Origin of the sequence: Neisseria maigaei (assembly GCF_958267405.1) — a bacterium.
Lineage (GTDB): Bacteria > Pseudomonadota > Gammaproteobacteria > Burkholderiales > Neisseriaceae > Neisseria > Neisseria bergeri.
The window spans coordinates 1-25,302 of sequence record NZ_CATQFT010000001.1; the positions used below are offsets into that span (position 1 = coordinate 1).

25 protein-coding genes, 1 tRNA gene and 3 pseudogenes are annotated in these 25,302 nt (G+C 51.3%); 16 read left to right on the forward strand and 13 right to left on the reverse strand.

Going from position 1 to position 25,302, the window contains the following annotated elements:
- Positions 1 to 324: 324 nt before the first annotated feature.
- The 3 genes and pseudogenes from Q3O06_RS00010 to Q3O06_RS00020 all read left to right on the forward strand — a co-directional run.
- Entirely contained in the window at positions 325 to 519 is a 195-nt protein-coding gene (locus Q3O06_RS00010) for a hypothetical protein (protein WP_301816868.1), read from the forward strand.
- The gene (locus Q3O06_RS00015) at positions 516 to 887 is read left to right on the forward strand and encodes a hypothetical protein (protein ID WP_301816870.1); all 372 of its coding nucleotides are present in this window, start codon (positions 516 to 518) and stop codon (positions 885 to 887) included. The genes Q3O06_RS00010 and Q3O06_RS00015 overlap by 4 nt, the downstream gene beginning before the upstream one ends.
- Before the next feature lie 44 nt (positions 888 to 931).
- Positions 932 to 1,144, forward strand: a pseudogene (locus tag Q3O06_RS00020) (hemagglutinin repeat-containing protein); the annotation flags it as partial.
- 68 nt (positions 1,145 to 1,212) lie between these two features.
- Here the strand turns inward: Q3O06_RS00020 and Q3O06_RS00025 are convergent.
- The 3 genes from Q3O06_RS00025 to gmk form a co-directional block, all read right to left on the reverse strand.
- Positions 1,213 to 3,369 (reverse strand): RelA/SpoT family protein, encoded by a 2,157-nt coding sequence (locus Q3O06_RS00025; protein WP_301816872.1) that lies wholly within the window; start codon positions 3,367 to 3,369, stop codon positions 1,213 to 1,215.
- Positions 3,370 to 3,461: 92 nt separating this feature from the next.
- Positions 3,462 to 3,668, reverse strand: coding sequence for a DNA-directed RNA polymerase subunit omega (rpoZ, locus tag Q3O06_RS00030; RefSeq protein ID WP_002212665.1), 207 nt, complete (start codon positions 3,666 to 3,668; stop codon positions 3,462 to 3,464).
- A 58-nt stretch (positions 3,669 to 3,726) separates the two neighbouring features.
- A complete protein-coding gene (gmk, locus tag Q3O06_RS00035; protein WP_196428730.1) occupies positions 3,727 to 4,344 on the reverse strand; it encodes a guanylate kinase in 618 nt (205 codons plus the stop codon).
- 127 nt (positions 4,345 to 4,471) lie between these two features.
- Here gmk and Q3O06_RS00040 point away from each other — a divergent pair, with 127 nt between their 5' ends.
- On the forward strand, positions 4,472 to 5,071 hold the full coding sequence (locus Q3O06_RS00040; protein WP_014580597.1) for an adenine phosphoribosyltransferase: 600 nt from the start codon (positions 4,472 to 4,474) through the stop codon (positions 5,069 to 5,071).
- Between the two features lie 45 nt (positions 5,072 to 5,116).
- On the opposite strand, the gene Q3O06_RS00045 is transcribed toward Q3O06_RS00040, so the two are convergent.
- Positions 5,117 to 5,905, reverse strand: a complete 789-nt coding sequence (locus Q3O06_RS00045; RefSeq protein ID WP_196428729.1) for a Cof-type HAD-IIB family hydrolase — start codon at positions 5,903 to 5,905, stop codon at positions 5,117 to 5,119.
- Positions 5,906 to 6,229: 324 nt separating this feature from the next.
- On the opposite strand from Q3O06_RS00045, the gene trhP reads away from it, so the two are divergent.
- Both trhP and Q3O06_RS00055 read left to right on the forward strand, forming a co-directional pair.
- Complete coding sequence (trhP, locus tag Q3O06_RS00050) at positions 6,230 to 7,585, forward strand: prephenate-dependent tRNA uridine(34) hydroxylase TrhP (protein ID WP_301816875.1); 1,356 nt, start codon at positions 6,230 to 6,232, stop codon at positions 7,583 to 7,585.
- A 96-nt stretch (positions 7,586 to 7,681) separates the two neighbouring features.
- The gene (locus tag Q3O06_RS00055; protein ID WP_441338280.1) at positions 7,682 to 8,194 is read left to right on the forward strand and encodes an excinuclease; all 513 of its coding nucleotides are present in this window, start codon (positions 7,682 to 7,684) and stop codon (positions 8,192 to 8,194) included.
- Between the two features lie 254 nt (positions 8,195 to 8,448).
- Here Q3O06_RS00055 and Q3O06_RS00060 read toward each other — a convergent pair whose 3' ends face one another.
- Together Q3O06_RS00060 and Q3O06_RS00065 are read right to left on the reverse strand one after the other, a co-directional pair.
- Positions 8,449 to 8,790, reverse strand: coding sequence for a type II toxin-antitoxin system RelE/ParE family toxin (locus Q3O06_RS00060; protein ID WP_002250719.1), 342 nt, complete (start codon positions 8,788 to 8,790; stop codon positions 8,449 to 8,451).
- Positions 8,778 to 9,065 carry a hypothetical protein gene (locus Q3O06_RS00065; RefSeq protein WP_002235100.1) on the reverse strand — a complete coding sequence of 96 codons (288 nt, stop codon included), beginning with the start codon at positions 9,063 to 9,065 and terminating at the stop codon, positions 8,778 to 8,780. Before Q3O06_RS00065 ends, Q3O06_RS00060 begins: the two co-directional genes overlap by 13 nt.
- Positions 9,066 to 9,134: 69 nt before the next feature.
- On the opposite strand from Q3O06_RS00065, the pseudogene Q3O06_RS00070 reads away from it, so the two are divergent.
- Positions 9,135 to 9,257: pseudogene (locus Q3O06_RS00070) on the forward strand (excinuclease); the annotation flags it as partial.
- Between the two features lie 206 nt (positions 9,258 to 9,463).
- On the opposite strand, the gene Q3O06_RS00075 reads toward Q3O06_RS00070, so the two are convergent.
- The 3 genes and pseudogenes from Q3O06_RS00075 to Q3O06_RS00080 all read right to left on the reverse strand — a co-directional run bounded on the left by Q3O06_RS00075 (position 9,464) and on the right by Q3O06_RS00080 (position 11,729).
- On the reverse strand, positions 9,464 to 10,441 hold the full coding sequence (locus Q3O06_RS00075) for a TonB-dependent receptor domain-containing protein (RefSeq protein ID WP_373323471.1): 978 nt from the start codon (positions 10,439 to 10,441) through the stop codon (positions 9,464 to 9,466).
- A pseudogene (locus Q3O06_RS11135) lies at positions 10,442 to 10,925 on the reverse strand (TonB-dependent receptor plug domain-containing protein); the annotation flags it as partial.
- A gap of 174 nt (positions 10,926 to 11,099) precedes the next feature.
- Positions 11,100 to 11,729, reverse strand: coding sequence for a biliverdin-producing heme oxygenase (locus tag Q3O06_RS00080; RefSeq protein WP_002218916.1), 630 nt, complete (start codon positions 11,727 to 11,729; stop codon positions 11,100 to 11,102).
- A 311-nt stretch (positions 11,730 to 12,040) separates the two neighbouring features.
- Here Q3O06_RS00080 and Q3O06_RS00085 point away from each other — a divergent pair, with 311 nt between their 5' ends.
- From Q3O06_RS00085 to Q3O06_RS00105, 5 genes are read left to right on the forward strand one after another with little or no spacing between them, the layout of a single operon-like run.
- Positions 12,041 to 13,375 carry a paraquat-inducible protein A gene (locus Q3O06_RS00085; RefSeq protein WP_301816879.1) on the forward strand — a complete coding sequence of 445 codons (1,335 nt, stop codon included), beginning with the start codon at positions 12,041 to 12,043 and terminating at the stop codon, positions 13,373 to 13,375.
- Complete coding sequence (pqiB, locus tag Q3O06_RS00090) at positions 13,368 to 15,029, forward strand: intermembrane transport protein PqiB (RefSeq protein WP_301816880.1); 1,662 nt, start codon at positions 13,368 to 13,370, stop codon at positions 15,027 to 15,029. The genes Q3O06_RS00085 and pqiB overlap by 8 nt, the downstream gene beginning before the upstream one ends.
- Complete coding sequence (locus Q3O06_RS00095; RefSeq protein WP_301816882.1) at positions 15,029 to 15,547, forward strand: PqiC family protein; 519 nt, start codon at positions 15,029 to 15,031, stop codon at positions 15,545 to 15,547. Before pqiB ends, Q3O06_RS00095 begins: the two co-directional genes overlap by 1 nt.
- Before the next feature lie 3 nt (positions 15,548 to 15,550).
- Positions 15,551 to 16,102 (forward strand): DNA-3-methyladenine glycosylase I, encoded by a 552-nt coding sequence (locus Q3O06_RS00100; protein ID WP_301816883.1) that lies wholly within the window; start codon positions 15,551 to 15,553, stop codon positions 16,100 to 16,102.
- Complete coding sequence (locus Q3O06_RS00105) at positions 16,092 to 16,733, forward strand: arylesterase (protein ID WP_301816886.1); 642 nt, start codon at positions 16,092 to 16,094, stop codon at positions 16,731 to 16,733. The genes Q3O06_RS00100 and Q3O06_RS00105 overlap by 11 nt, the downstream gene beginning before the upstream one ends.
- Here Q3O06_RS00105 and Q3O06_RS00110 read toward each other — a convergent pair.
- Positions 16,726 to 16,905, reverse strand: coding sequence for a hypothetical protein (locus tag Q3O06_RS00110; RefSeq protein WP_025458705.1), 180 nt, complete (start codon positions 16,903 to 16,905; stop codon positions 16,726 to 16,728). The genes Q3O06_RS00105 and Q3O06_RS00110 overlap by 8 nt on opposite strands.
- Between Q3O06_RS00110 and Q3O06_RS00115 the strand changes: the two genes are divergently transcribed.
- Together Q3O06_RS00115 and gcvP are read left to right on the forward strand one after the other, a co-directional pair.
- Positions 16,904 to 17,263 carry a hypothetical protein gene (locus tag Q3O06_RS00115; protein ID WP_301816888.1) on the forward strand — a complete coding sequence of 120 codons (360 nt, stop codon included), beginning with the start codon at positions 16,904 to 16,906 and terminating at the stop codon, positions 17,261 to 17,263. The two genes, Q3O06_RS00110 and Q3O06_RS00115, sit on opposite strands and share 2 nt — an antisense overlap.
- 30 nt (positions 17,264 to 17,293) lie before the next feature.
- Complete coding sequence (gene gcvP / locus Q3O06_RS00120) at positions 17,294 to 20,146, forward strand: aminomethyl-transferring glycine dehydrogenase (protein ID WP_301816890.1); 2,853 nt, start codon at positions 17,294 to 17,296, stop codon at positions 20,144 to 20,146.
- A 308-nt stretch (positions 20,147 to 20,454) separates the two neighbouring features.
- On the opposite strand, the gene Q3O06_RS00125 is transcribed toward gcvP, so the two are convergent.
- Complete coding sequence (locus tag Q3O06_RS00125; protein WP_301816892.1) at positions 20,455 to 21,294, reverse strand: c-type cytochrome; 840 nt, start codon at positions 21,292 to 21,294, stop codon at positions 20,455 to 20,457.
- 284 nt (positions 21,295 to 21,578) lie between these two features.
- Between Q3O06_RS00125 and Q3O06_RS00130 the strand changes: the two genes are divergently transcribed.
- Positions 21,579 to 21,654 (forward strand) — tRNA-Arg (locus tag Q3O06_RS00130).
- A gap of 64 nt (positions 21,655 to 21,718) precedes the next feature.
- Here the strand turns inward: Q3O06_RS00130 and Q3O06_RS00135 are convergent.
- A complete protein-coding gene (locus tag Q3O06_RS00135; protein ID WP_301816894.1) occupies positions 21,719 to 22,912 on the reverse strand; it encodes an amino acid aminotransferase in 1,194 nt (397 codons plus the stop codon).
- A gap of 20 nt (positions 22,913 to 22,932) precedes the next feature.
- Positions 22,933 to 24,021, reverse strand: a complete 1,089-nt coding sequence (gene trmA / locus Q3O06_RS00140) for a tRNA (uridine(54)-C5)-methyltransferase TrmA (protein ID WP_301816896.1) — start codon at positions 24,019 to 24,021, stop codon at positions 22,933 to 22,935.
- Positions 24,022 to 24,167: 146 nt separating this feature from the next.
- On the opposite strand from trmA, the gene aroC reads away from it, so the two are divergent.
- Positions 24,168 to 25,268: a chorismate synthase gene (gene aroC / locus Q3O06_RS00145; RefSeq protein WP_301816899.1), complete on the forward strand. Its 1,101-nt coding sequence runs from the start codon at positions 24,168 to 24,170 to the stop codon at positions 25,266 to 25,268.
- The last annotated feature ends 34 nt before the right edge of the window (positions 25,269 to 25,302 follow it).

Here is a 25,302-nt window from a genome sequence, read left to right on the forward strand (position 1 = left end):
ATAACAAGGGAAGACTTACTCGTGGCTGCAACCCTACTAGCTCAAAATTTATTCACACATGGTTACGCTTTGGGGAAATTATGAGGGGATCTCTCAGCACTTGGTGTCGCAGCAGTTACCGCTGGGCGTGCTGGAACACAAGTAAGAGCGAGAAATACACAACAAACTAAACTTGTTGGAGAGTTAACAGCTAATGGTATCAAGTTTAATCCGAATAATGTAGTTGCTATTACTAAAACAACAGATGGAAAAATTGTTTGGTTAGAAACAGGAAATACACGAGCAGGACTAAACCATATTATAGAAAGGCACGGACAGGAATTTTTGAAAAAGGGAATATCTGAATCTGAAATTCCTAATTATTTGATGACTGCGGTTAAAAATGGACAAATTGTAGGAATGCAACGCACAAGACCTATATATGAATTCACCTATAACGGCACAAAACACCGTGTGGCTATTGATATAGGCAATAATGGGTTTATTGTTGGTGCCAACCCCAAAAGAGTAGTTAAATGAGAAAAATAAGATTGTTACTTGAATTTCACTGTTTTCCAGTATGGTTTTATGATGAAAATGATGAAATTATTGAAAACGATTGGTGTGAAGAATTATTACCACAGGAAATTTTATCAGACAATCATCTGAAAGAATTGTGCATTTGGCTAGCAGATGAATTTGATAAATTATATTGTGATGAAATGGGTAATTTCGATTATGAAAAGTTACAAGATGAATTTTCGTTTCAAACAAAGGAAAATAAACAAGAGTTCATTGATAAATTAACAGAATTTAGGACGAAATTCACACAAAAATGTTTTGGTTTTTGTGCGTTACAAGATAATTTACCAAAAATTGAAAACGGTAAAATTGTTTCTTGGCAGTGAACGTAGCGTACGCAACTTGTTGCCGATGTGTGCGGAACGCACGTATGCGCTTCTCAAGGTTTGAGCTAAGAGGCCGTCTGAAACAACAAATACGGTTTCAGACGACCTTTCTTTCAACAAGTAGCTACAGCAATCAGACAAAAGCAGCCCACCGCCACACCCATATCGGCAGCACGGCCGGTAAAACGATTATCCGAAGCGGCGAGGATACCACCCTCAAAGGTGCGCAGCTTATCGTCAAAAGCATACAGGCAGATAAGCAATTGAACGGATAAACCATAAAACGGGTTGCCTGTTAATCAAAAGGCAACCCGTTTTACCTGCTTCAACTTCTGATAACTTTGCGGATATATGGGATACTGTGCAGATTTTGAATAATCTGATTCAACTGATCCAAATTCTTGACTTTCAATAAGAATTTGAATTCGACAAAACCTTCCGTTCCCGACTGGGATTTAGACGGTGTTTCGACCGACTCGATGTCCGCACCGGAATCGGAAATCGCTTGCGCCATTAATGCCAACAGGCCGTGGCTGTCTTCCGATTGGACTTGAAGCCCGACACGGTAGTTCTGCCCGTTCATATTTTCCCAGTCTGCATCCAGCTGTTGTTCGGGATCGGACTTCAACAACGTCGGACAGGTATCTCTGTGGATAATCATGCCTTTTCCCTTAACCAACAGCAAACGGATGGAATCGCCGGGAACAGGGTGGCAGCACTCTGCAAAATGAATATGTCCGCTTTCCTGACCATCAACTTTAATGGAGCTGAGCTTGACCTCGCTGCCGAAATGCTCCCCTGCCAACTCGGCAATGTGCATGGCGACATAAACAGGCAGGGTATGCCCCATACCGACGTTGTACAGCACTTCTTCAAATGAAGTCTGCTTGTCGTTGAGATCGGCAAGGTATTTTTCTTTGATGCCGTCTGAAAGCAGGACATCTTTGGGCAGCAAACTGGACAGGGCTTTTTGTAAGAGACTCTCTCCCAAAACGACCGCATCGTGCCGGTTAAGGTTTTTAATATATTGGCGTATGGCGCTGCGCGCCCTGCCTGACACGGCGAAATTCAACCATGCAGGATTTGGTTTGGCATGTTCAGATGTAATAATTTCGACGGAATCGCCGGTTTTGAGCTTCGTACGCAGCGGCATCATGATATTGTTGATACGTGCAGCAACGGTTTTGTGCCCAATATCGGTATGCACCGCATAAGCAAAATCGATAGGTGTTGCACCCTTGGGCAATGTTAGGATTTTTCCTTTTGGCGTAAGGATATAGATTTCGTTTGGAAACAAATCTACCTTGACGTGTTCGAGAAACTCAATGGCATTGGCACTGCTTGCCTGCAAGTCTAAAATGTTTTTCAACCATTGATTGGTGTGCAGCACTGCCTGATCGACCGTCTTAGAATCTGATTTATAGCTCCAATGTCCGGCGATTCCACCTTCGGCAACAGCATCCATTTCCCTGGTACGTATCTGCACTTCAACCGGCAAACCATAAGGCCCGACCAAAGTAGTATGCAAGCTTTGATAACCGTTGCTTTTCGGAATAGCGATGTAGTCTTTAAACCTTCCGGGCTTGGGCTGATAGAGATTGTGCAATGCGCCGAGCGCAGCATAACATGCAGGAATACTGTTAACGATGACACGAAAACCGTAAATATCCATAACTTCGGAGAAATGCAGTTTTTTTTCTAACATTTTCCGATAAATGCCGTACAGGTTCTTTTCCCGACCCTTGATTTTGGCTTCTATGTTCGCACCTACCAAACGCTGGCTGAACGCACGCAAAATCTTTCCAACAACATCCTGCCTGTTTTTCCGACTCTTATCCATCGCCTTTTTCATGGTTTCATAGCGATTGGGATGGAGATTCTGGAAAGATAAATCCTGAAGCTCTTGATATGCATTATTCAAACCTATACGGTTGGCAATTTGCGCATAGATTTCAAGGGTTTCTTTTGCAATACGGCGACGCTTGTCCGGACGCATCGAACCGAGTGTCCGCATATTATGCAGACGGTCGGCAAGTTTAACGACAATCACGCGTACATCTTTGGTCATTGCCAAAATCAGTTTGCGGAAACTCTCCGCCTGATGCTCTGCATGATCTTCAAATTTGAGTTTTTCAAGCTTGGACAGACCGTCCACCATCTCGGCAATCGTATTGCCGAATCTTGCTGCCATCTCCTCTTTCGTAACGCCTGTATCTTCCAGCACATCGTGCATTACACCTGCACAAAGACCCTGTACGTCCATATGCCAAAGGGCGAGCTGCGTCGCAACGGCAATTGGATGCGTAATGTATGGTTCGCCACTTTTCCGGGTTTGTCCGTCATGAGCGTGAAATGCATAGGCAACAGCCTTCTCGAGCTCAACCTGTTCTTCAGGCTTGAGGTAGGAGGCGGTATGGAAAAGCAGGGCACGCGCTTCGGCGGTCAGGGGATCATAAGGGGCGGAAGGTTGGAGGGCGGGCATTTCAGACGGCTTTCGGGATGTATGTGTTTTTTCATTTCAAACCGTCGGACTGCACGGCGGCAGAATATGCCGGCGTGCGTTTCCGGCAGGATTTATTTATTGCGTGTCAGCAGTTCCGTACCGATATGCCCGGCGGCGATTTCCCTTAAGGCGGTAACGGTCGGTTTGTTATTGCGGACATCGTCCACAAGCGGCGTGTTGCCGTTCTCAAGCTGGCGGGCGCGGCGGGCCGCTACCAATGTCAGGTCAAAATGGTTGGAAATTTTTCCGGTACAGTCTTCGGTGGTAATACGTGCCATATTATTTGCTTTCTTTCAAAAATATTTAAATTGGGAAACCGAGTATTTTCGCGGTTTTTTAGGAATTTTCCAACAAATCTGCAATAAATCCCAGTTGCCGCGACCTTTTCAGACGGCAGGCATTCACAATATGGAGCAAATCTTCCTCCGCCCGCGCCAAGTCGTCATTGACCACGACAAAGTCGAACAATACGGACTGTTCGATTTCATGCCTTGCTTTCGAAAGCCTCCTTTGGATAACTTCCCGACTATCCGTCCCACGTCCTTTGAGGCGCGCGGCAAGTACGTCGAAAGAAGGCGGCAGGATAAAGATGCCGACGGCTTCGGGCAGCGCATCTCGAACCTGCGCCGCGCCCTGAACGTCGATTTCCAAAATCACGTCATAGCCTGCCGCCGCCAACGCATTCACACCCTCCGCGCTTGTGCCGTAATAGTTGCCGAATACGTCTGCGTATTCCAAAAAAGCTTCCTGCGCGATAAGCGACTCAAACTCTTCTTTGGAAACAAAGTGATAATGTACGCCGTTTGCTTCGCCTTCACGCGGCGGGCGCGTCGTGTGCGACACAGAAACGCGCAAACCGTTATGGTTTGCCAATAGCCGCGACACCAGCGTGGTTTTGCCCGTGCCGGAAGCGGCCGAAATGATAAAGATGTTGCCTTTTCGATAAGCGGACATATTTTTTACCTGTATATTTTCCAGCCGATTGTATCACAACGGACACTCGGTTTCCTATTTGCCGATGCCCATATTTTGCCGCTATTGTTTTGATTGATTTGGCAAGCGGCAGGCTGACGGCTACAATATGGCGTTAAAAACATCAAACATGGAACACACAATGCTGGTTCATCCCGAAGCTATGAGTGTCGGCGCGCTTGCCGACAAAATCCGCAAAATCGAAAACTGGCCGCAAAAAGGCATCTTATTCCACGACATCACGCCCGTCCTGCAAAGCGCGGAATACTTCCGCCTTTTGGTTGATTTATTGGTTTACCGCTATATGGATCAGAAAATCGACATCGTTGCCGGTTTGGACGCGCGCGGCTTCATTATCGGCGCGGCACTCGCCTACCAGCTCAACGTCGGCTTCGTCCCCATCCGCAAAAAAGGCAAGCTGCCTTTTGAAACCGTATCGCAAAGCTACGCGCTCGAATACGGGGAAGCTGCGGTGGAAATCCACACCGATGCCGTCAAACCCGGTTCGCGCGTGCTGCTGGTCGATGATTTGGTTGCCACGGGCGGCACGATGCTTGCCGGACTGGAGCTGATCCGCAAACTCGGCGGGGAAATTGTCGAAGCCGCCGCCATTTTGGAATTTACCGACCTTCAAGGCGGCAAGAATATCCGTGCAAGCGGCGCGCCCTTATTTACCCTGCTTCAAAACGAAGGCTGCATGAAGGGCTGAAAACCGACCCTGCCGTCTGAAACCGGCAGGGTTGTTATGATGCGTTCAAATCACGCCCAAATCTTGCAAGCCCCTCAACACGCCGTCTTCATCAACGCCGGGGCAAACATATTTCGCCGCTTCTTTCGCTGCCTGTTCCCCGTTACCCATTGCCACGCCGAACCCGACTTCAGACAGCATTTCCACATCGTTCAAACCATCGCCGAACGCCATCACGTCCGCCATTTCCAAACCCAATGCTTCAACCACGCTTCTGATGCCGTCCGTTTTCGACATTCCCGCAGGCAGCAGATCGACCGCTTCCTCGTGCCAGCGCACCGTTTTCAAGCCTTCCTGTTCCACAATATCCGACCAGAGCGGCATTTCGTTTTCCTCCGCAAACACCAGCATCTGATACACCGGTTTGCTTGAGAAATAATCCTTATCGGCAAAAAAATCGCTGGCGATATGCTTCAAGGCGCGGCACACGCATTCCGACAGCGCGGACACGGCGATCCCCTCTCCGCCGACAAACGCATAATCCATGCCCAAGCCATCCAAATGCGCGCAAACCCTGCCCATCAAACCGGCATCCATCGGTACTTCGCGCACAGTTTTTCCGTGCAGCAGCGCAAACTGCCCGTTTATCGTTACCACGGCATCCATTCCCGTTTCCGCCATCATGTCCCTGACCTTTTCAGGAATCGTCGCCAAAGACCGCCCCGTTGCCAACGCCGTCAATATACCTTTGCCGCGCAAAGCCGCCACCGCCGTTTTCACGGAAGGGCGCAAGGTATCCGTATATTTTCGGTATAGCGTATCGTCAATGTCGAAAAACACGATTTTAGGATTCATCACATTCTCTCTCGCATTCAAACTGCCGCATTGTATCCCAAGCAGGCAAATACTTGATAAATCCTTATAAATTTCCCGGCAAAATTGACCGCGAACACGAAAAGGCGGATAATCCGCCCATCTTCAAACACCCTTCAGACGGCATTTGCAGCAATGCCGTCTGAAACATTTTTACAAAGCACACAAATCATGTTTCAACACACAGGACGACACATAAAGCGTCGCCCTATATGTTGCCCTGATTCGGAAGGGGTTACGCCCCTCCCAAATAAAGTCTGATCCTGCCGCCCTAAAGGGCGGGGTTTCAACCGAAAAGGAAACGCGATGAAAGCACCCGAACTCTTATTGCCAGCAGGCGGTCTCGAACGTATGCGCGCCGCCTACGATTACGGCGCAGACGCCGTTTACGCCGGCAGCCCGCGTTATTCCCTGCGCGCCCGCAACAACGAATTTGCCAAACTCGACGTTCTCGAGCAAGGCATTAAAGAAGCGCACGAGCGCAATAAAAAATTCTTCCTGACCGTCAATACGCTGCCGCACAACTCCAAACTCAAAACCTTCGTTTCCGATATGGAGCCCTTGATTGCCATGAAACCCGACGCGCTGATTATGGCGGATCCGGGCTTGATTATGACCGTGCGCGAAAAATGGCCGGAAATGCCGATCCACTTGTCCGTACAGGCCAACACCACCAACTACTGGGGCGTAAAATTCTGGCAGAACATCGGCGTTGAACGCATCATCCTGTCGCGCGAATTGAGCATGGAAGAAATCGCCGAAATCCGCCAAGAATGCCCCGACATCGAACTCGAAGTCTTCATCCACGGCGCATTGTGCATCGCCTACTCCGGCCGTTGCTTATTGTCGGGCTATTTCAACCACCGCGACCCTAACCAAGGCACCTGCACCAACTCCTGCCGTTGGGACTACAAAGTCCACAACGCCACGGAAAGCGATGCAGGCGATGCCCAGCTTCTGCAAGGTTTCAACTTTGAAAAAGCCCAAGAAGAAGCCAACCAAAACTTTGAAGGCATCAATGGTCAAAAACGCCATCCCTACGCCGACAAAGTTTTCCTGATTGAAGAATCCAACCGCCCGGGCGAAATGATGCCGATTATGGAAGACGAACACGGCACCTACATCATGAACTCCAAAGACCTTCGCGGCATCGAAGTGGTTGAGAAACTGGCTAAAATCGGCGTGGACAGCCTCAAAGTCGAAGGCCGAACCAAGTCGCTCTATTATGTTGCACGCGTCGCCCAGTCCTACCGCAAAGCGATTGATGATGCCGTCGCAGGCCGTCCGTTTGATTACAGCCTGTTGAGCGAACTCGAAGGCCTCGCCAACCGCGGCTACACCAGCGGCTTCCTCGAACGCCACCAAACCCAAGACTATCAAAACTACCTCAGCGGCCATTCCACCGCCAAACAAAGCCAATATGTCGGTCACGTTACCGAAATCGATGAAAACGGCTGGGCAACCATCGAAGTCAAAAACCGCTTCGCCGTCGGCGATTCACTCGAAATCATCCACCCGAGCGGCAACCAAACCATCAAATTGGAACAAATGACCCGCAAAGGCCAGCCTGTCGATGTCGCACCCGGCAACGGCATTCAGGTCAAAATCCCCAATATGCAGGGCAAAGAAAAAGCCCTTATCGCACGCGTGTTGAACCCCTGAGCCACAATGCCGTCTGAAACCCGTTTTCAGACGGCATTTTGTTGAATCTTACTGTACAATGGCAATCATTTCCCACAGCAAACAAGGACATCCGACATGAAAAAAATCCTCATACTCTCCGCCGCCGCCCTGATGCTGGCAGCCTGCCAATCCGGCCGCGCGCCTAAAAACGCGCACACGGCATCCGCCGGCACACCGGCCGGAGAATCATGCAAAGTCATCCGGGGCGACACCGCAGGAGGCGGCAAAAACATCATTTACCGTTGCAGCAACGGTCAGGCGGCAATAAATGCAGCCATTGCAGACGGCGTATTGGAATCCGGGATTCCCGTCAGCTTCGGCGGCGGCGGCGTGCCGGTTGCAAACGGCAGAAATTTGGTTACCCGTCAGGCGGCAAACGGCGTAGGCAAATCCGACTCCGAGGCCTGCGAACGCGCCCTAATCAATGCCGCCCGCAAATTCCAGCAGACCGCAGGCAAACTCGGCGGGCGCAGTGTTACCGGCTTCCAGAGCTACTTCGACAAGCAGCCGCTGCAAGGCGGACAATACGACTGTCAGGCAGGCTCGTTCCACGTCCGCGTGGTCATGCGCGCCAATGTCGTCCGTTAACATATCGGCAACCAAAAAATGCCGTCTGAAACATTTTTCAGACGGCATTTTTAATCCCCTTGCCTTATTGTGCGGCAGATTCAGATCGGGAACTCCATACTTCCATATCTGCACCGTTCAAACATCCCGCCTGCGGAACGGAATCAAAGCGGCAGTCCGGTTATGTTCTTGAAGGCGGTTTATCCGAACGTGCCGCAACAAAGCCGAAACGCATTGCCCCGCACAAGGGAAAGCCGCCAAACCAAATAATACCGTTATAAAAAAGGAAAGCTCAGGCGGTAGGCATTTTCACGGAAATGCCTCACTGTCAAAATCAATATTTGCTTACCTGATTTATCGTGCCAGAACAAATAGCTATAACCGCTTTTGCCATAAGGCACGATTACTTCCCTTACATTTTGCAAAGTTTCCCCCGCCACCGACAAATCATAAGGTTTCCCATTACTCGGGCTGCTTTGTGTAGAAACAAAAGAATTTTTAAGCAGCCGCATCACTGTATTTGCCTGACGTTCCGCACCCAAATCATTCAAAAAATTATAAATCCTGACCAAATCAGATTGCGCGGGGCGTGTAATGATCAACTTCACTTGCGGCATTCAGGCATATCCTTCGATTCATCGCCACCCAAGCCGTCCACCCAGTCCGCAAACTCATTAAGCGTAATATGCAATCCTGTTTCCCGATAATCCTGAAAAGCCTGCATCGCCCGCTTATCGTAGGCTTGTTTGGCTTTCAAGCGTTCTATATGACCATCCACCGCATCCAATACGATACTGTGCACACTGCCCCCGAAATCCCGGGCCAGCTCTTGTAAAACGGCTTTGCGGTATCCCAGTTTGACACCGGTTACTTCCTGATTGGTAAGCATCATTATTTTCCCATAAATCAAACGTCTGACACGGCATTATAAACACAATGCGGCATCTGCCGCCACCCTTGCGGACGCAGTGTTACCGGCTTCCAGAGCTACTTCAACAAGCAGCCGCTGCAAGGCGGGCAATACGACTGTCAGGCAGGCTCGTTCCACGTCCGCGTGGTCATGCGCGCCAATGTCGTCCGTTAACATATCGGCAATCAAAAAATGCCGTCTGAAACATTTTTCAGACGGCATTTTTAATCCTGCAACATTACTCCCTGCCCGTGTTCGGGTACTGTATCAATATAAACCCCATCACACAGATTTACGGTAAAAAGCCGTCCGAATGAGTTCTTGAACACAATTCGGACAGCTTTCATCCCCGACAAGGCAATTAATCCAATAATACTAGATTAAAACTTCCATTCCAGCGATACGGCGTAATTGCGACCCGGAGCGTAGTAGCGTTCCAAGCCCTGGGCTGCTGATTTAGTATTCGATACGCTTAAAGAGTTAATAGTCGATCTCGGATTGATGCCGCGCAAGCTGTCCCACGTATGGTATTTCCGGTTAAACAGATTATAAACACCCGCCCGTAAAGTCATACGTTTTACCGGTTTGTAGTAGCCGAATACATCCACAACAGTTGCCGCTTTATTCAACCAACGGAAGTCGATTTTATCGTCACGATACTGCAAGGCAACAGCACAATCATCTGTTTCCTCACCTGTCCAAGGATCGAGCTTATAGCTTGTGCAATAGCCCTTTTGTTCAATCACTTGGGCATCTTTGGCTTTTTTCCTGCCCATATAGCTGACACGGGAGAAAATACCCCAACGCTCGTCTGGAGATTCATAATCCAATCCAAGCACCAACTTCAGCGGCTGGATGGACAACAAACTGCCGCGATCGCCGGACAATTTGCCTTTGCTGTAACCCAATGCGCCGGATAATTTGAAACCTTCCGGCATGGGCATTACTTGATGCAGGTTTATCTCGCCTTTAAATTCAATTCCCCTCACCCTTGCTTTATCGACATTGACCATTTGCTGACCGATTTGGGTAAGTGTAGCACCGCAATAGGTCGGATCCGTATAACAAGCATACCAATCACCAGCAAATGGATTGGGAACTTGGAAGGTATGTTCTTCTTCAAACAGGAAATTACGGTAACGGGTTTGATACAGGCTGAAATCCAAAGACCCCTTGTCGTTTTTACCATGCAGCGACAATGTTTGATTCAGGCTGCGTTCGGCTTTCAGCGACGGATTCGCTATCCAGTGGCCATACACGCTGGTATAAGTAAAATACATTTCCGATGCTGTCGGTACGCGATGCCCCGTATTGATTTGGTAAGCAGCACGCCAAGTATCATTAAAGCGGTAGTCCAAACCTAAAACGCCGTTCCATGTATTAAAACTTCTTGCGGCCGGATTGCCGTCATTAACTAATATCCACACCCTTAACCAACTCGGTATCGATGCTTAAACGGGAATTATTGAAGTTGCCGTAACGTGCATAAAGTGAATTTTCTTCCGAACTGGGCAATGCCACGCCGTCGATACTGATACCGACACGGTTGTCTTCTACCCCGCGCATGGCAAAGCCTTTCATACGGCGGCCATCATCGGATACACCGACATCTGATGAATAACGCACCAAATCGCGTGTATCCCGAATCATTTGCTCTTGAATGGTTTTAGCCTTTACTCGTTCCACAGTGGTAGATGCATTGTGCTTACCTTTAACGCGCACTGCTTTTACCTCTGCCTTAACGGGTGTGGTTTCAGTTGCAGCTTCATCTGCCGCAAAGACCGGATTGCCGAAAATACTGCCGACCAGCGCGGCGATAGGGAGCATTTGTAATGGTTTCATATTATCAACTCAAGATGTATGGATTGTTCATCCGTCGGTTAGCGCATAGTAGATTTTCTGATAATCATTAATATTTAATAAGGCAGTAATCCGTGCAAACAAAGCCGCGCCGTGTAATTAAAGGTCCCTGCAAACAGCTATGCCGAGACCTTGTTTATTTGATTCGATTATTTTTTAGTGCCTGTGCGGCATCATACCTTCGGGGGCTTCGGCATCGGCTGCCAAGCCGAAGGTTTCGCGCAACACGACTTTGTAGAATGCAAAGGCTTCGCGCGCGCCTTGGATGGCTTCCGCTTCAGCTTCGGGAGTCAAGTTCAAAGCGTTCAGATGCTCGACAAAGGCGCGCCAGTGTTTGCCGCGCCCGTCGGGATGGGGGGCGAGGTGGCGCGCGCCGTGTTCGCCGTTGTAATCGAGTTTTTGCGCGTGTTTGAACAAAAACGCCGCGCCCAAATTGGATCCTTCGGCGCAATAAAGCCAGCCGATTGCTTTGTTGCCGGTTTCATGCGGCAGCGGTTTGCCGTATTCGTAAGGTTTGTCGCCCAAATCTGCAAGGTCTTGCGTTACGGCATCGTATCGCGCCATGTATTCCAGTTCGGGAATGGCTTTGTTCAATTCGGCATCTTTATAGATGTGGTCGACGGCTTTGTGGAAAACGGATTGGAGTTTCAAAAATTTGATGTAGTTTTCTTTGCTGACAAACGGTTGGACGGACATAACGAGGTTATCCACGCTGTCGTGAACCGCCGTGGTATCCGCCTTCAGGCGTTTGGCAAACGTCAGGGCTTGATTTTCAGTTTCGCTCATAAGTTTTCCTTTGTCGGTAAGGGATAAGGATGCAGGGCGGGCAAAATCCGCACTTGCCCACATACAAAAATAATAAAGAATCATAAACGAAATTTATTATCACATATTTTTGGAAAAAATATCATTTGCGTTATATTTTTAAGCGGGTATTTTACGATTATTTACAAAATCGGGGTTTTATCAAATAGGCTTGCCGGCCGGAGGGGCAGCCGCTCAAAAAAATATTTTTGCCGGACACCAAGGATTTGTTCATACTGCCGAACCTGCCGGTTTTGCATCCTGATTGGGTGTATCGCCTTTTTTCCTTTATAATGCCGCCACTTATATTTGCCACTTTCCCGATGAAGCCGTTTGCCGAAAATATCCCCCACAGCCTTCGCGGCAGCTGCCGCGACGAAGCCCTGCCGCCGCATACGGTAGATTGCCCGGAATGCGGCTGCCGCGCGGATGTGCCCCGTTTGGACAAGGGAGAGGCGGCGTTCTGTCCCCGTTGCGGACACAAACTCTTCAGGGTGGGCAGCCACCCTTTTTCCGGCCCGCCCGCCTATGCGGCGGCTTCGCTGATTTTGATGGCATTTGCTTACAGTATGACGTATATCGAGGTCGGGATACCGGGTGCGGCATCCGTCCTTTCGCTGCCCGAGATGGTACGCCTGATGGTGTTTCAGGATTATGGTTTTTTGGCCGAAGTGATGTTTGTGCTGACCTTCGGCGCGCCGGTTCTGTTTCTGCTGCTGTGCCTGTATGTTTATGCCGCGCTGATACGGAAACAGGCGTATCCTGCGCTGCGTTTGGCAACGCGTGTGATGGTGCGCTTGAGGCAGGCGATGATGGCGGATGTGTTTTTTGTTTCTACTTTGGTGGCGTATATCAAGCTCTCGGCTGTGGCAGAGGTTCGCTTCGGTCCGGCATTTTATCTGATGTTCGCGCTGTCGGTTATGCTGATTCGGACTTCGGTATCGGTTCCCCAACATTGGGTGTATTTTCAAATCGGGCAGCTGACGGGGGATAATGCGGTTCAGACGGCATCGGAAGGCAAAACCTGTTGCAGCCGCTGCCTGTATTTCCGCGACAGTGCCGAATCCCCCTGCGGGGTGTGCGGCGCGGAACTGTACCGCCGACGGCCGAAAAGTCTGAGTATTTCGTCGGCGTTTCTGACGGCGGCGGTTATTTTGTATTTTCCTGCCAATATCCTGCCGATTATGATTTCGTCCAATCCTGCCACCACGGAGGCCAACACCATCCTTAGCGGCATCGCTTATATGTGGGACGAGGGCGACAGGCTGATTGCGGCGGTTATTTTCAGCGCGAGTATTTTGGTGCCGGTACTGAAGATTGCGGCAATATCGGTTTTGATTGCGGCGGCCCGCTTCGCTTTGCCGGTGGGCGCAAAGAAATTGTCGCACCTCTACCGCATCACCGAAGCGGTCGGCCGCTGGTCGATGATTGATATTTTTGTGATTATTATTTTGATGTGTTCGTTCCACACTTATGCCGCGCGCGTCATTCCGGGCAGTGCGGCAGTCTATTTCTGCCTGGTCGTGATTCTGACGATGCTGTCCGCCTATTATTTCGACCCGCGCCTGCTTTGGGACAAACGCGCTTCAGACGGCATTGCTTTCAATGAAACGGAAAAATATGACTGACAACAGCCCTCCTCCAAACGGACACGCTCAAGCACGCGTCCGCAAAAACAACACCTTCCTCTCCGCCGTCTGGCTGGTCCCGCTGATTGCGCTGATTGCCGGCGGCTGGCTGTGGGTTAAGGAAATCCGCAACAGGGGACCTGTGGTTACGCTCTTGATGGACAGCGCGGAAGGCATCGAAGTCAACAATACGGTCATTAAAGTATTAAGCATCGATGTCGGACGCGTTACCCGAATCAAACTGCGCGACGACCAAAAAGGCGTGGAAGTAACCGCCCAACTCAATGCGGACGTATCCGGCCTCATCCGCAGCGATACCCAGTTTTGGGTGGTCAAGCCGCGTATCGACCAAAGCGGCGTAACCGGTTTGGGTACGCTGCTTTCGGGTTCGTACATCGCTTTTACACCCGGCAAAAGCGACGAGGCAAAAGACGTGTTCCAAGTGCAGGACATTCCGCCCGTTACCGCCATCGGGCAAAGTGGGCTGCGCTTGAATTTGATCGGTAAAAACGACCGCATCCTCAACGTCAACAGCCCTGTTCTGTATGAAAACTTTATGGTCGGGCAAATCGAAAGCGCGCATTTCGACCCGTCCGACCAAAGCGTGCATTACACCATCTTCATCCAAAGCCCCAACGACAAACTGATTCATTCCGCCAGCCGTTTTTGGCTGGAAAGCGGCATCAATATCGAAACCACAGGCAGCGGTATCACACTCAATTCCGCCCCTCTGCCTGCCCTGCTGTCGGGCGCGATTTCATTTGATTCGCCGAAAACCAAAAACAGTAAAAATGTCAAAAGCGAAGACAGCTTCACGCTTTACGACAGCCGCAGCGAAGTCGCCAACCTGCCTGACGACCGCTCGCTGTATTACACCGCGTTTTTCAAACAATCCGTACGCGGTCTGACTGCCGGTTCGCCTGTCGAATACAAAGGCCTGAATGTCGGCGTGGTTTCCGATGTTCCTTATTTCGACCGCAACGACAGCCTGCACCTGTTTGAAAACAGCTGGATTCCCGTACGCATCCGCATCGAGCCTTCCCGTTTGGAAATCAATGCCGACGAGCAAAGTAAAGAACATTGGAAACAACAATTTCAGACGGCCTTAAACAAAGGCCTGACCGCCACCATCTCCAGCAACAACCTACTGACCGGCAGCAAAATGATTGAATTGGACGATCAGCCTTCCGCATCGCCCAAGCTGCGACCGCATACCGTTTATGCAGGCGATACCGTCATCGCCACACGGGGCGGCGGTTTGGACGATTTGCAGGCAAAAGTGGCCGACTTGTTAGACAAATTCAACAATCTGCCATTGGATAAAACCGTTGCCGAATTGAACGGCTCACTTGCCGAGCTCAAATCCACACTAAAAGCCGCCAATGCCGCCCTAAGCTCCATCGACAAACTGGTTGGCAATCCGCAAACGCAAAACATCCCGAACGAGTTGAACCAAACCCTGAAAGAGTTGCGCATAACCCTGCAAGGCATATCGCCTCAATCGCCTATCTACGGCGACGTACAAAATACGCTGCAAAGTTTGGACAAGACCTTAAAAGACGTTCAACCCGTCATTAACACTTTGAAAGAAAAACCCAACGCGCTGATTTTCAACAGCCGCCGCAAAGACCCCATCCCGAAAGGAAGCCGATAATGCGCTTTTTCCCCATCGCCGCCGCCCTGACGCTTGCCGCCTGCGGTACTGTGCAAAGCACACAATATTTCGTGTTGCCCGACAGCCGCTACATCCGTCCTGCAACGCAAGGCGGCGAAACCGCCGTCGAAGTCCGTCTTGCCGAACCGCTCAAACGCGGCGGACTGGTCTATCAAACCGACCCCTACCGCCTCAACACCGCACAAAACCATGTTTGGGCAGACACCTTGGACGATATGCTCGAAGCGGCGTTGAGCAATGCATTCAACCGTTTGGACAGCACACGCATCTTTGTTCCTGCCTCACGCAGCGGCAGTACCGAAAAATGGACGGTCTATATCGACGCATTCCAAGGCAGCTACACGGGCAAAACCCTCATCAGCGGCTACGCCGTCCTACCCGACGGTACGAACAGACCCTTCCATATCGAAACCGAACAGCAGGGTGACGGCTACGCCGCCATGACCGCCGCACTCGAACAGGGACTGAAACAGGCGGCGCAACAGATGGTCGAGTAAACCGTGAACTATTGCGAATTTGCCGCCTCACTTCCCAAAAACACCGACAACCCGAACAAACATTACCACGACACGCAATACGGTTTTCCGATTGAGGACGACAATGAATTGTTTGAACGGCTGGTGTTGGAAATCAATCAGGCAGGATTAAGCTGGACGCTGATGTTGAAGAAGCGGCAGGCGTTTCAGACGGCATTTGAAGGTTTCGACATCGATACGGTCGCCGCATTTGGCGAAGCCGATATTGAACGCCTGCTTGCCGATGCAGGCATCGTCCGCAACCGTCTGAAAATCGATGCCGCCATTTTCAATGCACGGCAAATCCAAGCGTTGCAACAAGAACACGGCTCGTTCAAGAACTGGCTGGATGCGCACCATCCGCTCGACAAGGCTGAATGGGTCAAACTCTTTAAAAAACATTTCAAATTTGTCGGCGGCGAAATCGTCGGCGAATTTCTGATGAGTACCGGCTACCTCAAAGGCGCGCACGCCGAAAGCTGTCCGGTTTACCGTAAAACCCTGAAATACCACCCGAAATGGCTCGATGCCGTCTGAAAAACCAATGAACAGAAGAATCTTCCTCCTCGGCGCAGGCGCGTTGCTTCTTACCGCCTGCGGCAGAAAATCCGCCCGAACCCACGCCAAAATTCCCGAAGGCAGCACCGTGCTTGCCTTGGGCGATTCGCTCACCTTCGGCTACGGCGCAAACCCCGGCGAATCCTACCCCGCTCAACTGCAAAAACTGACGGGGTGGAATATTGTCAACGGCGGCGTATCGGGCGACACGTCCGCGCAAGCCCTGTCGCGCCTACCCGCGCTGTTGGCACGCAAACCCAAGCTTGTGATTGTCGGCATAGGCGGCAACGACTTTCTGCGCAAAGTTCCCGAGGAGCAGACCCGCGCCAATATCGCGAAAATCATCGAAACCGTGCAAAAGGAAAACATCCCCGCCGTCCTCGTCGGCGTGCCGCACATCACACTGGGCGCGTTGTTCGGGCATTTGAGCGACCATCCGCTGTATGAGGATTTGTCCGAGGAATACGGCATTCCGCTGTTCGGCGGCGCGTGGGCGGAAATTTTGGGCGATAATAATCTGAAATCCGACCAAATCCACGCCAACGGCAAAGGCTATCGGAAATTTGCCGAAGATTTGAATCGATTTTTGAGAAAACAGGGGTTCAGATAAACAAAGGTTTATCCGCACCCAAGTTGTTTATATAATCATGAACCGACTGGAACACCAAACTGCTTCGGGACGCATATGCCGTCTGAAGTGCAAAACCTACGCCATACAGCCGCATGAAGTTGCAGCGGTATGGCGTTTTTTGAAAAAGACGGCCTGCCGGTTCGGACGGCATGACCGACCGTCCGAACCTGCTGCGGATAAAGCCCGGACAGGCTGAAATCATGAAATATTGCGAACCTGAAGAAGCATCCGACCCGTACGCAACATACAGGCGTGCCAACCTGATGGCGGGGCTGCCGCTGTTTGTCGTGATTTTGGTTCTGCTCAATATTGTTTTTCCGCTTCCGGCGCATCCCTTGGCTTGGCTGGTGCTTGAGGGTTTCATGGTTTTGGTCGGCGGCTTTCCCTTATCGCTGCCGCTTGTGGCGCTGCTTGTCCTGACCTGCTGCATTCTGGCGCATTGTCCGCCATTATCCCATCTTTTGTGCTACCCTTACCCGAATCATCCGATGTCTAAAAATTCTGCCTGATGGCAGCCCTACAAACCCGAAGGAGTAGAAATGAAACTATCTGAATTGTTCAACCCGAACGAATTTGCCGCGCGCCATTTGAGCTTTGGCGATGAGGCTGCGCTTTTGGAAGTGCTCGGCGAGAAGAGCATGGACGAATTTGTCGGCAATACCGTGCCGCAAAGCATCCGTATGCCGTCCGAACTCGATTTGCCCGAGGCTTTGACCGAGGCGGACGCGTTGGCGAAATTGAAAGGCATCGCGTCGAAAAACGTGATCAACAAGTCCTATATCGGTTTGGGCTATTACCCGACCCGCGTGCCGAACGTGATTTTGCGCAACGTATTGGAAAATCCGGGCTGGTACACCGCCTACACGCCGTATCAGGCGGAAATCGCGCAGGGACGTTTGGAAGCCTTGTTAAACTTCCAACAAGTGTGTATCGATTTGACCGGTTTTCCTGTGGCAGGCGCGTCTTTGTTGGACGAGGCAACTGCCGCCGCTGAAGCGATGGCGATGACACACCGCGTGGGTAAAGTGAAATCCGAACGTTTCTTTGTGGACGAGCGCGTCTATCCGCAAACTTTGGACGTGATGAAAACCCGTGCCAAATATTTTGGCTTCGAGCTGGTGGTCGGCGATTTTGCCCAAGCGGATGAAGGCGAATACTTCGGCGCGCTGTTCCAATACGTCGGCAAAGACGGCGACGTGCAAGACTTGCAGGATGTTATCGGCCGTCTGAAAGAAAAAGGTACAATCGTTGCCGTTGCCGCCGACATCATGAGCTTGGTTTTGCTGAAGTCTCCGGCCGAATTGGGCGCGGATATTGCTTTGGGCAACACCCAACGCTTCGGCGTGCCGATGGGCTTCGGCGGGCCGCATGCTGCTTATTTCGCGTTTAAAGACGAGTTCAAACGTTCCGCTCCGGGCCGCATCATCGGCGTATCCAAAGACGCATCGGGTAAACCCGCGCTGCGTATGGCTTTGTCCACCCGCGAGCAACACATCCGCCGCGAAAAAGCGACATCCAATATTTGTACCGCACAGGCATTGCTGGCGAACTTGGCGGGTATGTATGCCGTTTACCACGGCCCTGAAGGCGTGAAACGCATCGCCAACCGCATTCACGCGCTGGCTTCTGCCTTTGCCGATGCGCTGGTTTCAGACGGCCTGAATGTGGTTCATAAGGTCTTCTTCGATACCGTTACCGTCGATTTCGGCAACAAAGAGAAAGCAGACCAAGTGTTTGCCGCTGCTTTGGAATCGGGCTATAACCTGCGCCGCGTTAACGATACTCAAGTTGCGGCAGCCTTCCATGAAACTTCGACACGCGAAGATTTAACTGATTTGTACCGCGCGTTTACCGGCAAGGATACGTTCACATTTGCCGATGATGTCAAAGGCCGTCTGAACGCCGAGTTGCTGCGTCAAGACGATATTCTGCAACATCCCGTGTTCAACCGTTACCACACCGAACACGAAATGCTGCGCTACCTGAAAAAACTCGAAGACCGCGATTTGGCGATGAACCGCAGTATGATTTCGCTCGGTAGCTGCACCATGAAGCTCAATGCGACTGCGGAAATGTTGCCGATTACTTGGGCCGAGTTCACCGACATCCATCCTTACGCTCCCGAGGCGCAAACCGCCGGCTACCGCGAATTGCTTGCCGATATGGAAAACAGCCTGAAAGCCATCACCGGCTTTGACGCGATTTCCCTGCAACCAAACTCCGGCGCACAAGGCGAATACGCCGGTATGCTCTCTATCCGCCGCTATCAAGAAGCCAACGGCGAGGGACACCGCAACATCTGTCTGATTCCAAAATCAGCCCACGGTACCAACCCTGCGACTGCGGCCATGCTCGGTTTGAAAGTCGTCGTCGTCGATACCGACGAACACGGCAACGTCAACATTGACGATTTGAAAGCCAAAGCCGAGCAACACCGCGACGCTTTGTCCGCCATCATGATTACCTATCCGTCCACCCACGGCGTGTACGAAGAAGGCATCCGCGACATCTGCCGCATTATTCACGAAAACGGCGGACAGGTTTACATGGACGGCGCCAATCTCAACGCCCAAATCGGCATCATGCAGCCTGCCGAAGTCGGTGCGGACGTGTTGCACATGAACCTGCACAAAACCTTCTGTATCCCTCACGGTGGCGGCGGCCCGGGCGTGGGTCCGATTGGCTTGAAAGCCCATTTGGCTCCGTTCGCACCAGGCCATGTGGTGACTGATATGCACAACGCCAGTGCCGATCAAACTGCCGTGGCTGCCGCAGCATATGGTTCTGCGTCCATCCTGCCGATTACTTGGATGTACCTGACCATGATGGGCAAACAAGGTATGGAGCAGGCGACACGCTGGGCATTGCTCAACGCTAACTACGTCGCCAAACGTCTGAGCGAAGACTATCCGATTCTGTATGCAGGCAAAAACGGCCGCGTCGCGCACGAATGTATCGTCGATTTGCGTCCGCTCAAATCCGAAAGCGGCATCACAGAAACCGACATCGCCAAACGCCTGATGGACTATGGCTTCCACGCCCCGACGGTTTCCTTCCCTGTTGCCGGTACGCTGATGATCGAGCCGACCGAGAGCGAAAGCAAAGCCGAACTCGACCGCTTCATCGCCGCCCTGAAACAAATCAAACAGGAAGTGCTGAAAGTCGAGCGCGGCGAATGGTCGAAAGACGACAATCCGCTGGTCAACGCCCCGCACACCGCCGCCGACGTAACTGGCGAATGGGTGCATCCGTACTCCCGCGAAGAAGCCGTCTTCCCGCTGCCGTTCGTGCGCGAACACAAGTTCTGGCCGAGCGTCAAACGAGTAGATGAAGTGTATGGCGACCGCAATCTGGTTTGCTCCTGCTTGCCGACAGAAAATTATGAAGACTGACTGTTGATATCTTAAAAAATGCCGTCTGAAACATTTTCAGACGGCATTTTCATCAACGGCAAACCAGTTGCACCGATACACGTATCTCGACTATAACTTTAAAACAAATAAGTTAAACCAATATCCATACACCGGTTTTTTTATCATCCTACTTTTTATTCATCCAATCGGGCAGACAGATTTCAAAGATGAAAAGCCTATTCACACCCTTTGATGTCATTCCTACATGGACGAACAAATAAATTCCCATAAAAAAACGGAGCAGATACCTGCCCCGTTTTTATTTAATCCGAAATTTTAATCCGAATTTAGAATTTCGCACCGGATTGGTTGGCCATGTAGTCAACCGCTGCTTTGACTTCATCATCACTCAAACCTGCATTACCGCCTTTTGCAGGCATCGCGTTAAAGCCTTCAAGGGCATGTTTATGCAATGTTTCTTTACCTTGTTTGATGCGGGGAGCCCAATCGTCTTTTTTACCTATGCCGGGGATACCTGGAATCGCTCCGCCATGGCATGCCTGACAGCTTGCTTCAAAAACTTTCTTGCCGTCTGCACCGACTGCAGGTGCGGCAGCACCTTTGTCTTCTGCCTTCGCTTCCGCCGGAGCTGCATTATCGGCAGGAGCAGAAGCTGTTCCTGAAGCGGCACTGTCGGCAGGCGCTGCCTCATCCGGATTCGGGAAAGAACCTCCACTTTTGTTCGCCATGTAGGTAATCGCCCGTTTGAGTTCCTGATCGGTCAGGTCTGCTGCACCGCCTTTGGCAGGCATGGCGTTAAAGCCGTTCAGCGCGTGTTGGAACAAAGTATCGAAGCCTTGCGCGATACGCGACGCCCAGTCGCCGTTGTGTTCCAGTTTCGGAGCGTTCGGCACATTGCTGTCCGCCGCGTGGCATTGGATACAGATTTTATTGAAAATCTGTTCGCCTTGGCGTTCGCCGACGGGGATGCCGTCGCCCATCGTCAATTGTCCGACGGGCTGGATACGGGTCTGTGTTGCCGCTTCCGTAGTGGCATCGACATCGCCGAACGAGCCGCTGCCCGCCAGCTTAATCAGGAAATAAAGAACTGCAATAACAATAACGATACCGCTCACAAGGGTGAACAATGCAGAGCCTTGGGCTTTATTGTCGCGGAGTTGTTTCATTTGGTAGGCCTCGCCGTCAGGTTAGGTTGTGCTGTAAATTATAGTTTGGCATGTTAAACGCAATTAACAATATTTTGCTGGATTATACTGAATTCACAGGGTCTTTCCAATCACTATCATTGAAAATATGCAAAAAATCACAGGCAGCGTCTCTTTTAAGCAAATAATCCATTGAAAATACTTGCTTATCCCCAAACAAATATCCCTCATACCCCGCGCATCAGCCTGACACCTCAAGATAAACTTTGCCAATTTGCAGAATTTACGTTAATCTTATGTTTTCCGCACCCATAGCTCAGTTGGAAGAGTGTCAGTTTCCGAAGCTGGAGGTCACAGGTTCGATCCCTGTTGGGTGCGCCAATTATAAAGAGGCCGTCTGAAAGATAAATATTTTTCAGACGGCCTTTTGATTTACTTCAAATTCTTATTTCAATACTTCGGCAAATGCATCGGCAACATAGGCGATATTCGAAGCATTCAGTCCGGCGACGCACATTCTGCCCGAATCCAGCAGGTAAACGGCAAATTCGTCGCGCAACCTGCGGACTTGTTCCACGCTCAATCCTGTGTAGCTGAACATGCCGCGCTGTTTGATGAAATAAGTGAAATCGCGATCGGGGATTTGCGCAGTTAAGACATCGTAAAGTTTCTGTCGCATGGCGCGGATGCGGTCGCGCATGACATAGACTTCGTTTTGCCACAAAGCGTAAAGTTCGGAGCTGTTCATCACATCGGCGGCGATATACGCTCCGTGTGCGGGCGGGCTGGAGTAGATACGGCGGACGGTGAATTTGAGTTGTCCGAACACCAATTCCGCTTCTTCTTTATTCGGGCAAACCACGCTCAGGCCGCCAACGCGCTCGCCGTAGAGCGACAGGTTTTTTGAAAACGAATTGCTGACAAACAGCGGCAATTCCATTTCCACCGCTTTGCGGACGGCGTAGGCATCGCTGTCCAAATCGCCGCCGAATCCTTGGTAGGCGATGTCCATAAACGGAATCAGTTTGCGCCTTTTGATGATGTGCAACACTTCGTCCCATTGCTGTTCCGACATATCCACGCCGGTCGGGTTGTGGCAGCAGGGGTGTAGGATTAAGACGCTGTTTTCAGGCAGGGTGTTGAAAAACGCGGTCATTTCGTCGAATTTCACGCCGACAGTGGCAGGGTCGTAATATGGGTAAGTGCCGACCTCGAAACCTGCGCCTTCAAAAATGCCGCGATGGTTGTCCCAAGTCGGGTCGCTGACGTAGGCGCGCGCTTCGGGAAACCAGCGGTGCAGAAAGTCCGCCCCGACTTTGAGCGCGCCCGAACCACCCAAGGTTTGCACGGTAACGATGCGTCCTTGCACGAGCGCGGGGTTGCCTTTGCCGAACAATAAATGCTGCACCGCGCTGCGGTAAGTGTCCAAGCCTTCCATCGGCAGGTAGGACGACGGCGCAGGCGTGGCGGCGCGGGCGGTTTCGGCACGGCTTACGGATTCCAATACGGGCATTTTGCCTTCGTCGTCGAAATAAATGCCTATGCTCAAATTGACTTTTTCGGGGCGCGGGTCGTTTTTGAAGGTTTCGACCAAACTCAAAATCGGGTCGCCGGGATAGTATTCGATGTGTCGGTACATAGTCCTTACCTTTTACTTTTTCAAAGGATTTTCTTTTTCAACAATACACCACTTTCGATATGGTGCGTAAACGGGAATTGGTCGAACAGGGCGGCACGTTCGACCGCATGGGTTTCCACCAAGGTGCCCAAATTGGCGCGCAACGTTTCGGGATTGCAGGAAATGTAGATGATGTTGTCAAACTGCGACACCAGCTTCAAAGTTTTCTCATCGATACCGGCACGTGGCGGATCAACGAAAATAGTGGAAAATGCATAATCCGTCAAAGCAATACCGCCCTCCTTAAGGCGTGTAAACTCACGTTTGCCGGTATAGGCTTCGGTAAATTCTTCGGCAGACAGACGGGCGATTTTGATGTTGCCTATCCCGTTTGCCTCAATATTCCATTGCGCTGCGCCTACTGAAGTTTTGGAAATCTCGGTTGCCAAAACGCGTTCAAACTTTTCAGATAAGGGCAGCGTAAAATTGCCGTTTCCACAATATAGTTCGAGCAGGTCGCCGCCCAAGCCTTCCGCCGCGCGGCACGCCCATTCAAGCATTTTCTGACACACGGCAGCATTGGGTTGGGTAAAACCGCCTTCAATTTGCCGATAACGGAAATCCCGGTTGCCGACCTTTAAAGTTTCCGTTACATAGTCCTGTTTTAAAACGATTTTCTGCCCTCTGCTCCGCCCAATAACGGAAATATCCAACTGTTGCTGTAACGCTTGCGCCGCCTGTTGCCATGCGTCGCCGAGTTTTTTGTGGTAAATCATGGTAACCAGTATTTCGCCACTGAGCGTGGAGAGGAATTCGACGGCATACCAGCGTTTTTTGAGTTCGGGGGATTGCGCGGCGGCGGCGATCAGCTCGGGCATGAGGCGGTTGACGGCCTCGGAAGCTGCTTCAAAACGGTCGCAGCGTATCATGCTTGCGCCGCTGGCTTTCTGCCCTTTTTCAAACATGGCATAAAACATTTCACCGCCTTCGTGCCAAATGCGGAATTCGGCGCGCATACGGTAATGTTTGTCCGGGGATTCATACACTTCCCACTCGGGAACATCCAAACCTGCAAAAAGGGTTTTAAGGCGGTCTTGTTTATCTTGAAGCTGCTGCGTGTAGTCGCTCATATCGCTATCCTGAAAAATCAGACCGGATTATAAGCCGATTTTCCTCGCCGCACGTAAACTCTTTGACTGCCTCCCCTTCAATGGCGGACGGGCTTTTGTGCTAAAATCCGCCGTCTTTCCACACTATACCGATAAAGGGAAAAATCATGGCAGGCAACACTTTCGGACAACTCTTCACCGTTACCACCTTCGGCGAAAGCCACGGCGCAGGTTTGGGCTGCATCATCGACGGCTGCCCGCCCGGACTGGCATTGACCGAATCAGACATCCAAGCCGACCTCGACCGGCGCAAACCCGGCACCAGCCGCCACGTTACCCAACGCCGCGAAGCCGACCAAGTCGAAATCCTCTCCGGCGTATTCGAAGGCAAAACCACCGGCACACCCATCGCCCTCTTAATCCGCAATACCGACCAGCGCAGTAAAGACTACGGCAACATCGCCACCAGCTTCCGTCCCGGCCATGCCGACTATACTTATTGGCAAAAATACGGCACGCGCGACTATCGCGGCGGCGGCAGGAGTTCCGCCCGCGAAACCGCCGCCCGCGTTGCCGCCGGAGCCGTTGCCAAAAAATGGCTGAAAGAAAAATTCGGCACGGAAATCACCGCCTACGTTACCCAAGTCGGCGAAAAAGAAATCCGGTTTGAAGGCTGCGAACACATTTCCCAAAATCCTTTTTTTGCCGCGAACCAAAGCCAAATTGAGGACTTGGAAAACTATATGGACGGCGTGCGTAAATCCTTGGATTCCGTCGGCGCGAAACTGCATATTGAAGCGTCTAACGTCCCTGTCGGCTTGGGCGAACCCGTTTTCGACCGCCTCGATGCCGAAATCGCCTACGCGATGATGGGCATCAACGCCGTCAAAGGCGTGGAAATCGGCGCAGGCTTCGGCAGCATTGTCCAACACGGCAGCGAACACGGCGACGAACTCACCCCGCAAGGCTTTCTGTCCAACCATTCGGGCGGCATCCTCGGCGGCATCAGCACGGGGCAAGACATCTGCGTCAATATCGCCATCAAACCCACCAGCTCCATTGCCACCCCGCGCCGAAGCATCGACATCAACGGCAACCCCGTCGAACTCGCCACCCACGGCAGACACGACCCCTGCGTCGGACTGCGCGCCGCGCCGATTGCCGAAGCCATGCTGGCATTGGTTTTAATCGACCACGCCCTGCGCCATCGTGCGCAAAATGCCGACGTTCAGGTTAATACGCCCGACATTACCCTTTCAAACAAATAAAAATTTAGCCAAAACACAGACTTTATAATAGAAT

Excerpts from the sequence above, each read along its gene's own strand:
- Q3O06_RS00015 (WP_301816870.1), top strand. The coding sequence starts at position 516 with ATGAGAAAAATAAGATTGTTACTTGAATTTCACTGTTTTCCAGTATGG.
- Q3O06_RS00025 (WP_301816872.1), bottom strand. The coding sequence starts at position 3,369 with ATGCCCGCCCTCCAACCTTCCGCCCCTTATGATCCCCTGACCGCCGAA.
- rpoZ (WP_002212665.1), bottom strand. The coding sequence starts at position 3,668 with ATGGCACGTATTACCACCGAAGACTGTACCGGAAAAATTTCCAACCAT.
- gmk (WP_196428730.1), bottom strand. The coding sequence starts at position 4,344 with ATGTCCGCTTATCGAAAAGGCAACATCTTTATCATTTCGGCCGCTTCC.
- Q3O06_RS00040 (WP_014580597.1), top strand. The coding sequence starts at position 4,472 with ATGGCGTTAAAAACATCAAACATGGAACACACAATGCTGGTTCATCCC.
- Q3O06_RS00045 (WP_196428729.1), bottom strand. The coding sequence starts at position 5,905 with ATGAATCCTAAAATCGTGTTTTTCGACATTGACGATACGCTATACCGA.
- trhP (WP_301816875.1), top strand. The coding sequence starts at position 6,230 with ATGAAAGCACCCGAACTCTTATTGCCAGCAGGCGGTCTCGAACGTATG.
- Q3O06_RS00055 (WP_441338280.1), top strand. The coding sequence starts at position 7,682 with ATGAAAAAAATCCTCATACTCTCCGCCGCCGCCCTGATGCTGGCAGCC.
- Q3O06_RS00060 (WP_002250719.1), bottom strand. The coding sequence starts at position 8,790 with ATGCCGCAAGTGAAGTTGATCATTACACGCCCCGCGCAATCTGATTTG.
- Q3O06_RS00065 (WP_002235100.1), bottom strand. The coding sequence starts at position 9,065 with ATGATGCTTACCAATCAGGAAGTAACCGGTGTCAAACTGGGATACCGC.
- Q3O06_RS00080 (WP_002218916.1), bottom strand. The coding sequence starts at position 11,729 with ATGAGCGAAACTGAAAATCAAGCCCTGACGTTTGCCAAACGCCTGAAG.
- Q3O06_RS00085 (WP_301816879.1), top strand. The coding sequence starts at position 12,041 with ATGCCGCCACTTATATTTGCCACTTTCCCGATGAAGCCGTTTGCCGAA.
- pqiB (WP_301816880.1), top strand. The coding sequence starts at position 13,368 with ATGACTGACAACAGCCCTCCTCCAAACGGACACGCTCAAGCACGCGTC.
- Q3O06_RS00095 (WP_301816882.1), top strand. The coding sequence starts at position 15,029 with ATGCGCTTTTTCCCCATCGCCGCCGCCCTGACGCTTGCCGCCTGCGGT.
- Q3O06_RS00105 (WP_301816886.1), top strand. The coding sequence starts at position 16,092 with ATGCCGTCTGAAAAACCAATGAACAGAAGAATCTTCCTCCTCGGCGCA.
- Q3O06_RS00115 (WP_301816888.1), top strand. The coding sequence starts at position 16,904 with ATGACCGACCGTCCGAACCTGCTGCGGATAAAGCCCGGACAGGCTGAA.
- Q3O06_RS00110 (WP_025458705.1), bottom strand. The coding sequence starts at position 16,905 with ATGCCGTCCGAACCGGCAGGCCGTCTTTTTCAAAAAACGCCATACCGC.
- gcvP (WP_301816890.1), top strand. The coding sequence starts at position 17,294 with ATGAAACTATCTGAATTGTTCAACCCGAACGAATTTGCCGCGCGCCAT.
- Q3O06_RS00125 (WP_301816892.1), bottom strand. The coding sequence starts at position 21,294 with ATGAAACAACTCCGCGACAATAAAGCCCAAGGCTCTGCATTGTTCACC.
- Q3O06_RS00135 (WP_301816894.1), bottom strand. The coding sequence starts at position 22,912 with ATGTACCGACACATCGAATACTATCCCGGCGACCCGATTTTGAGTTTG.
- trmA (WP_301816896.1), bottom strand. The coding sequence starts at position 24,021 with ATGAGCGACTACACGCAGCAGCTTCAAGATAAACAAGACCGCCTTAAA.
- aroC (WP_301816899.1), top strand. The coding sequence starts at position 24,168 with ATGGCAGGCAACACTTTCGGACAACTCTTCACCGTTACCACCTTCGGC.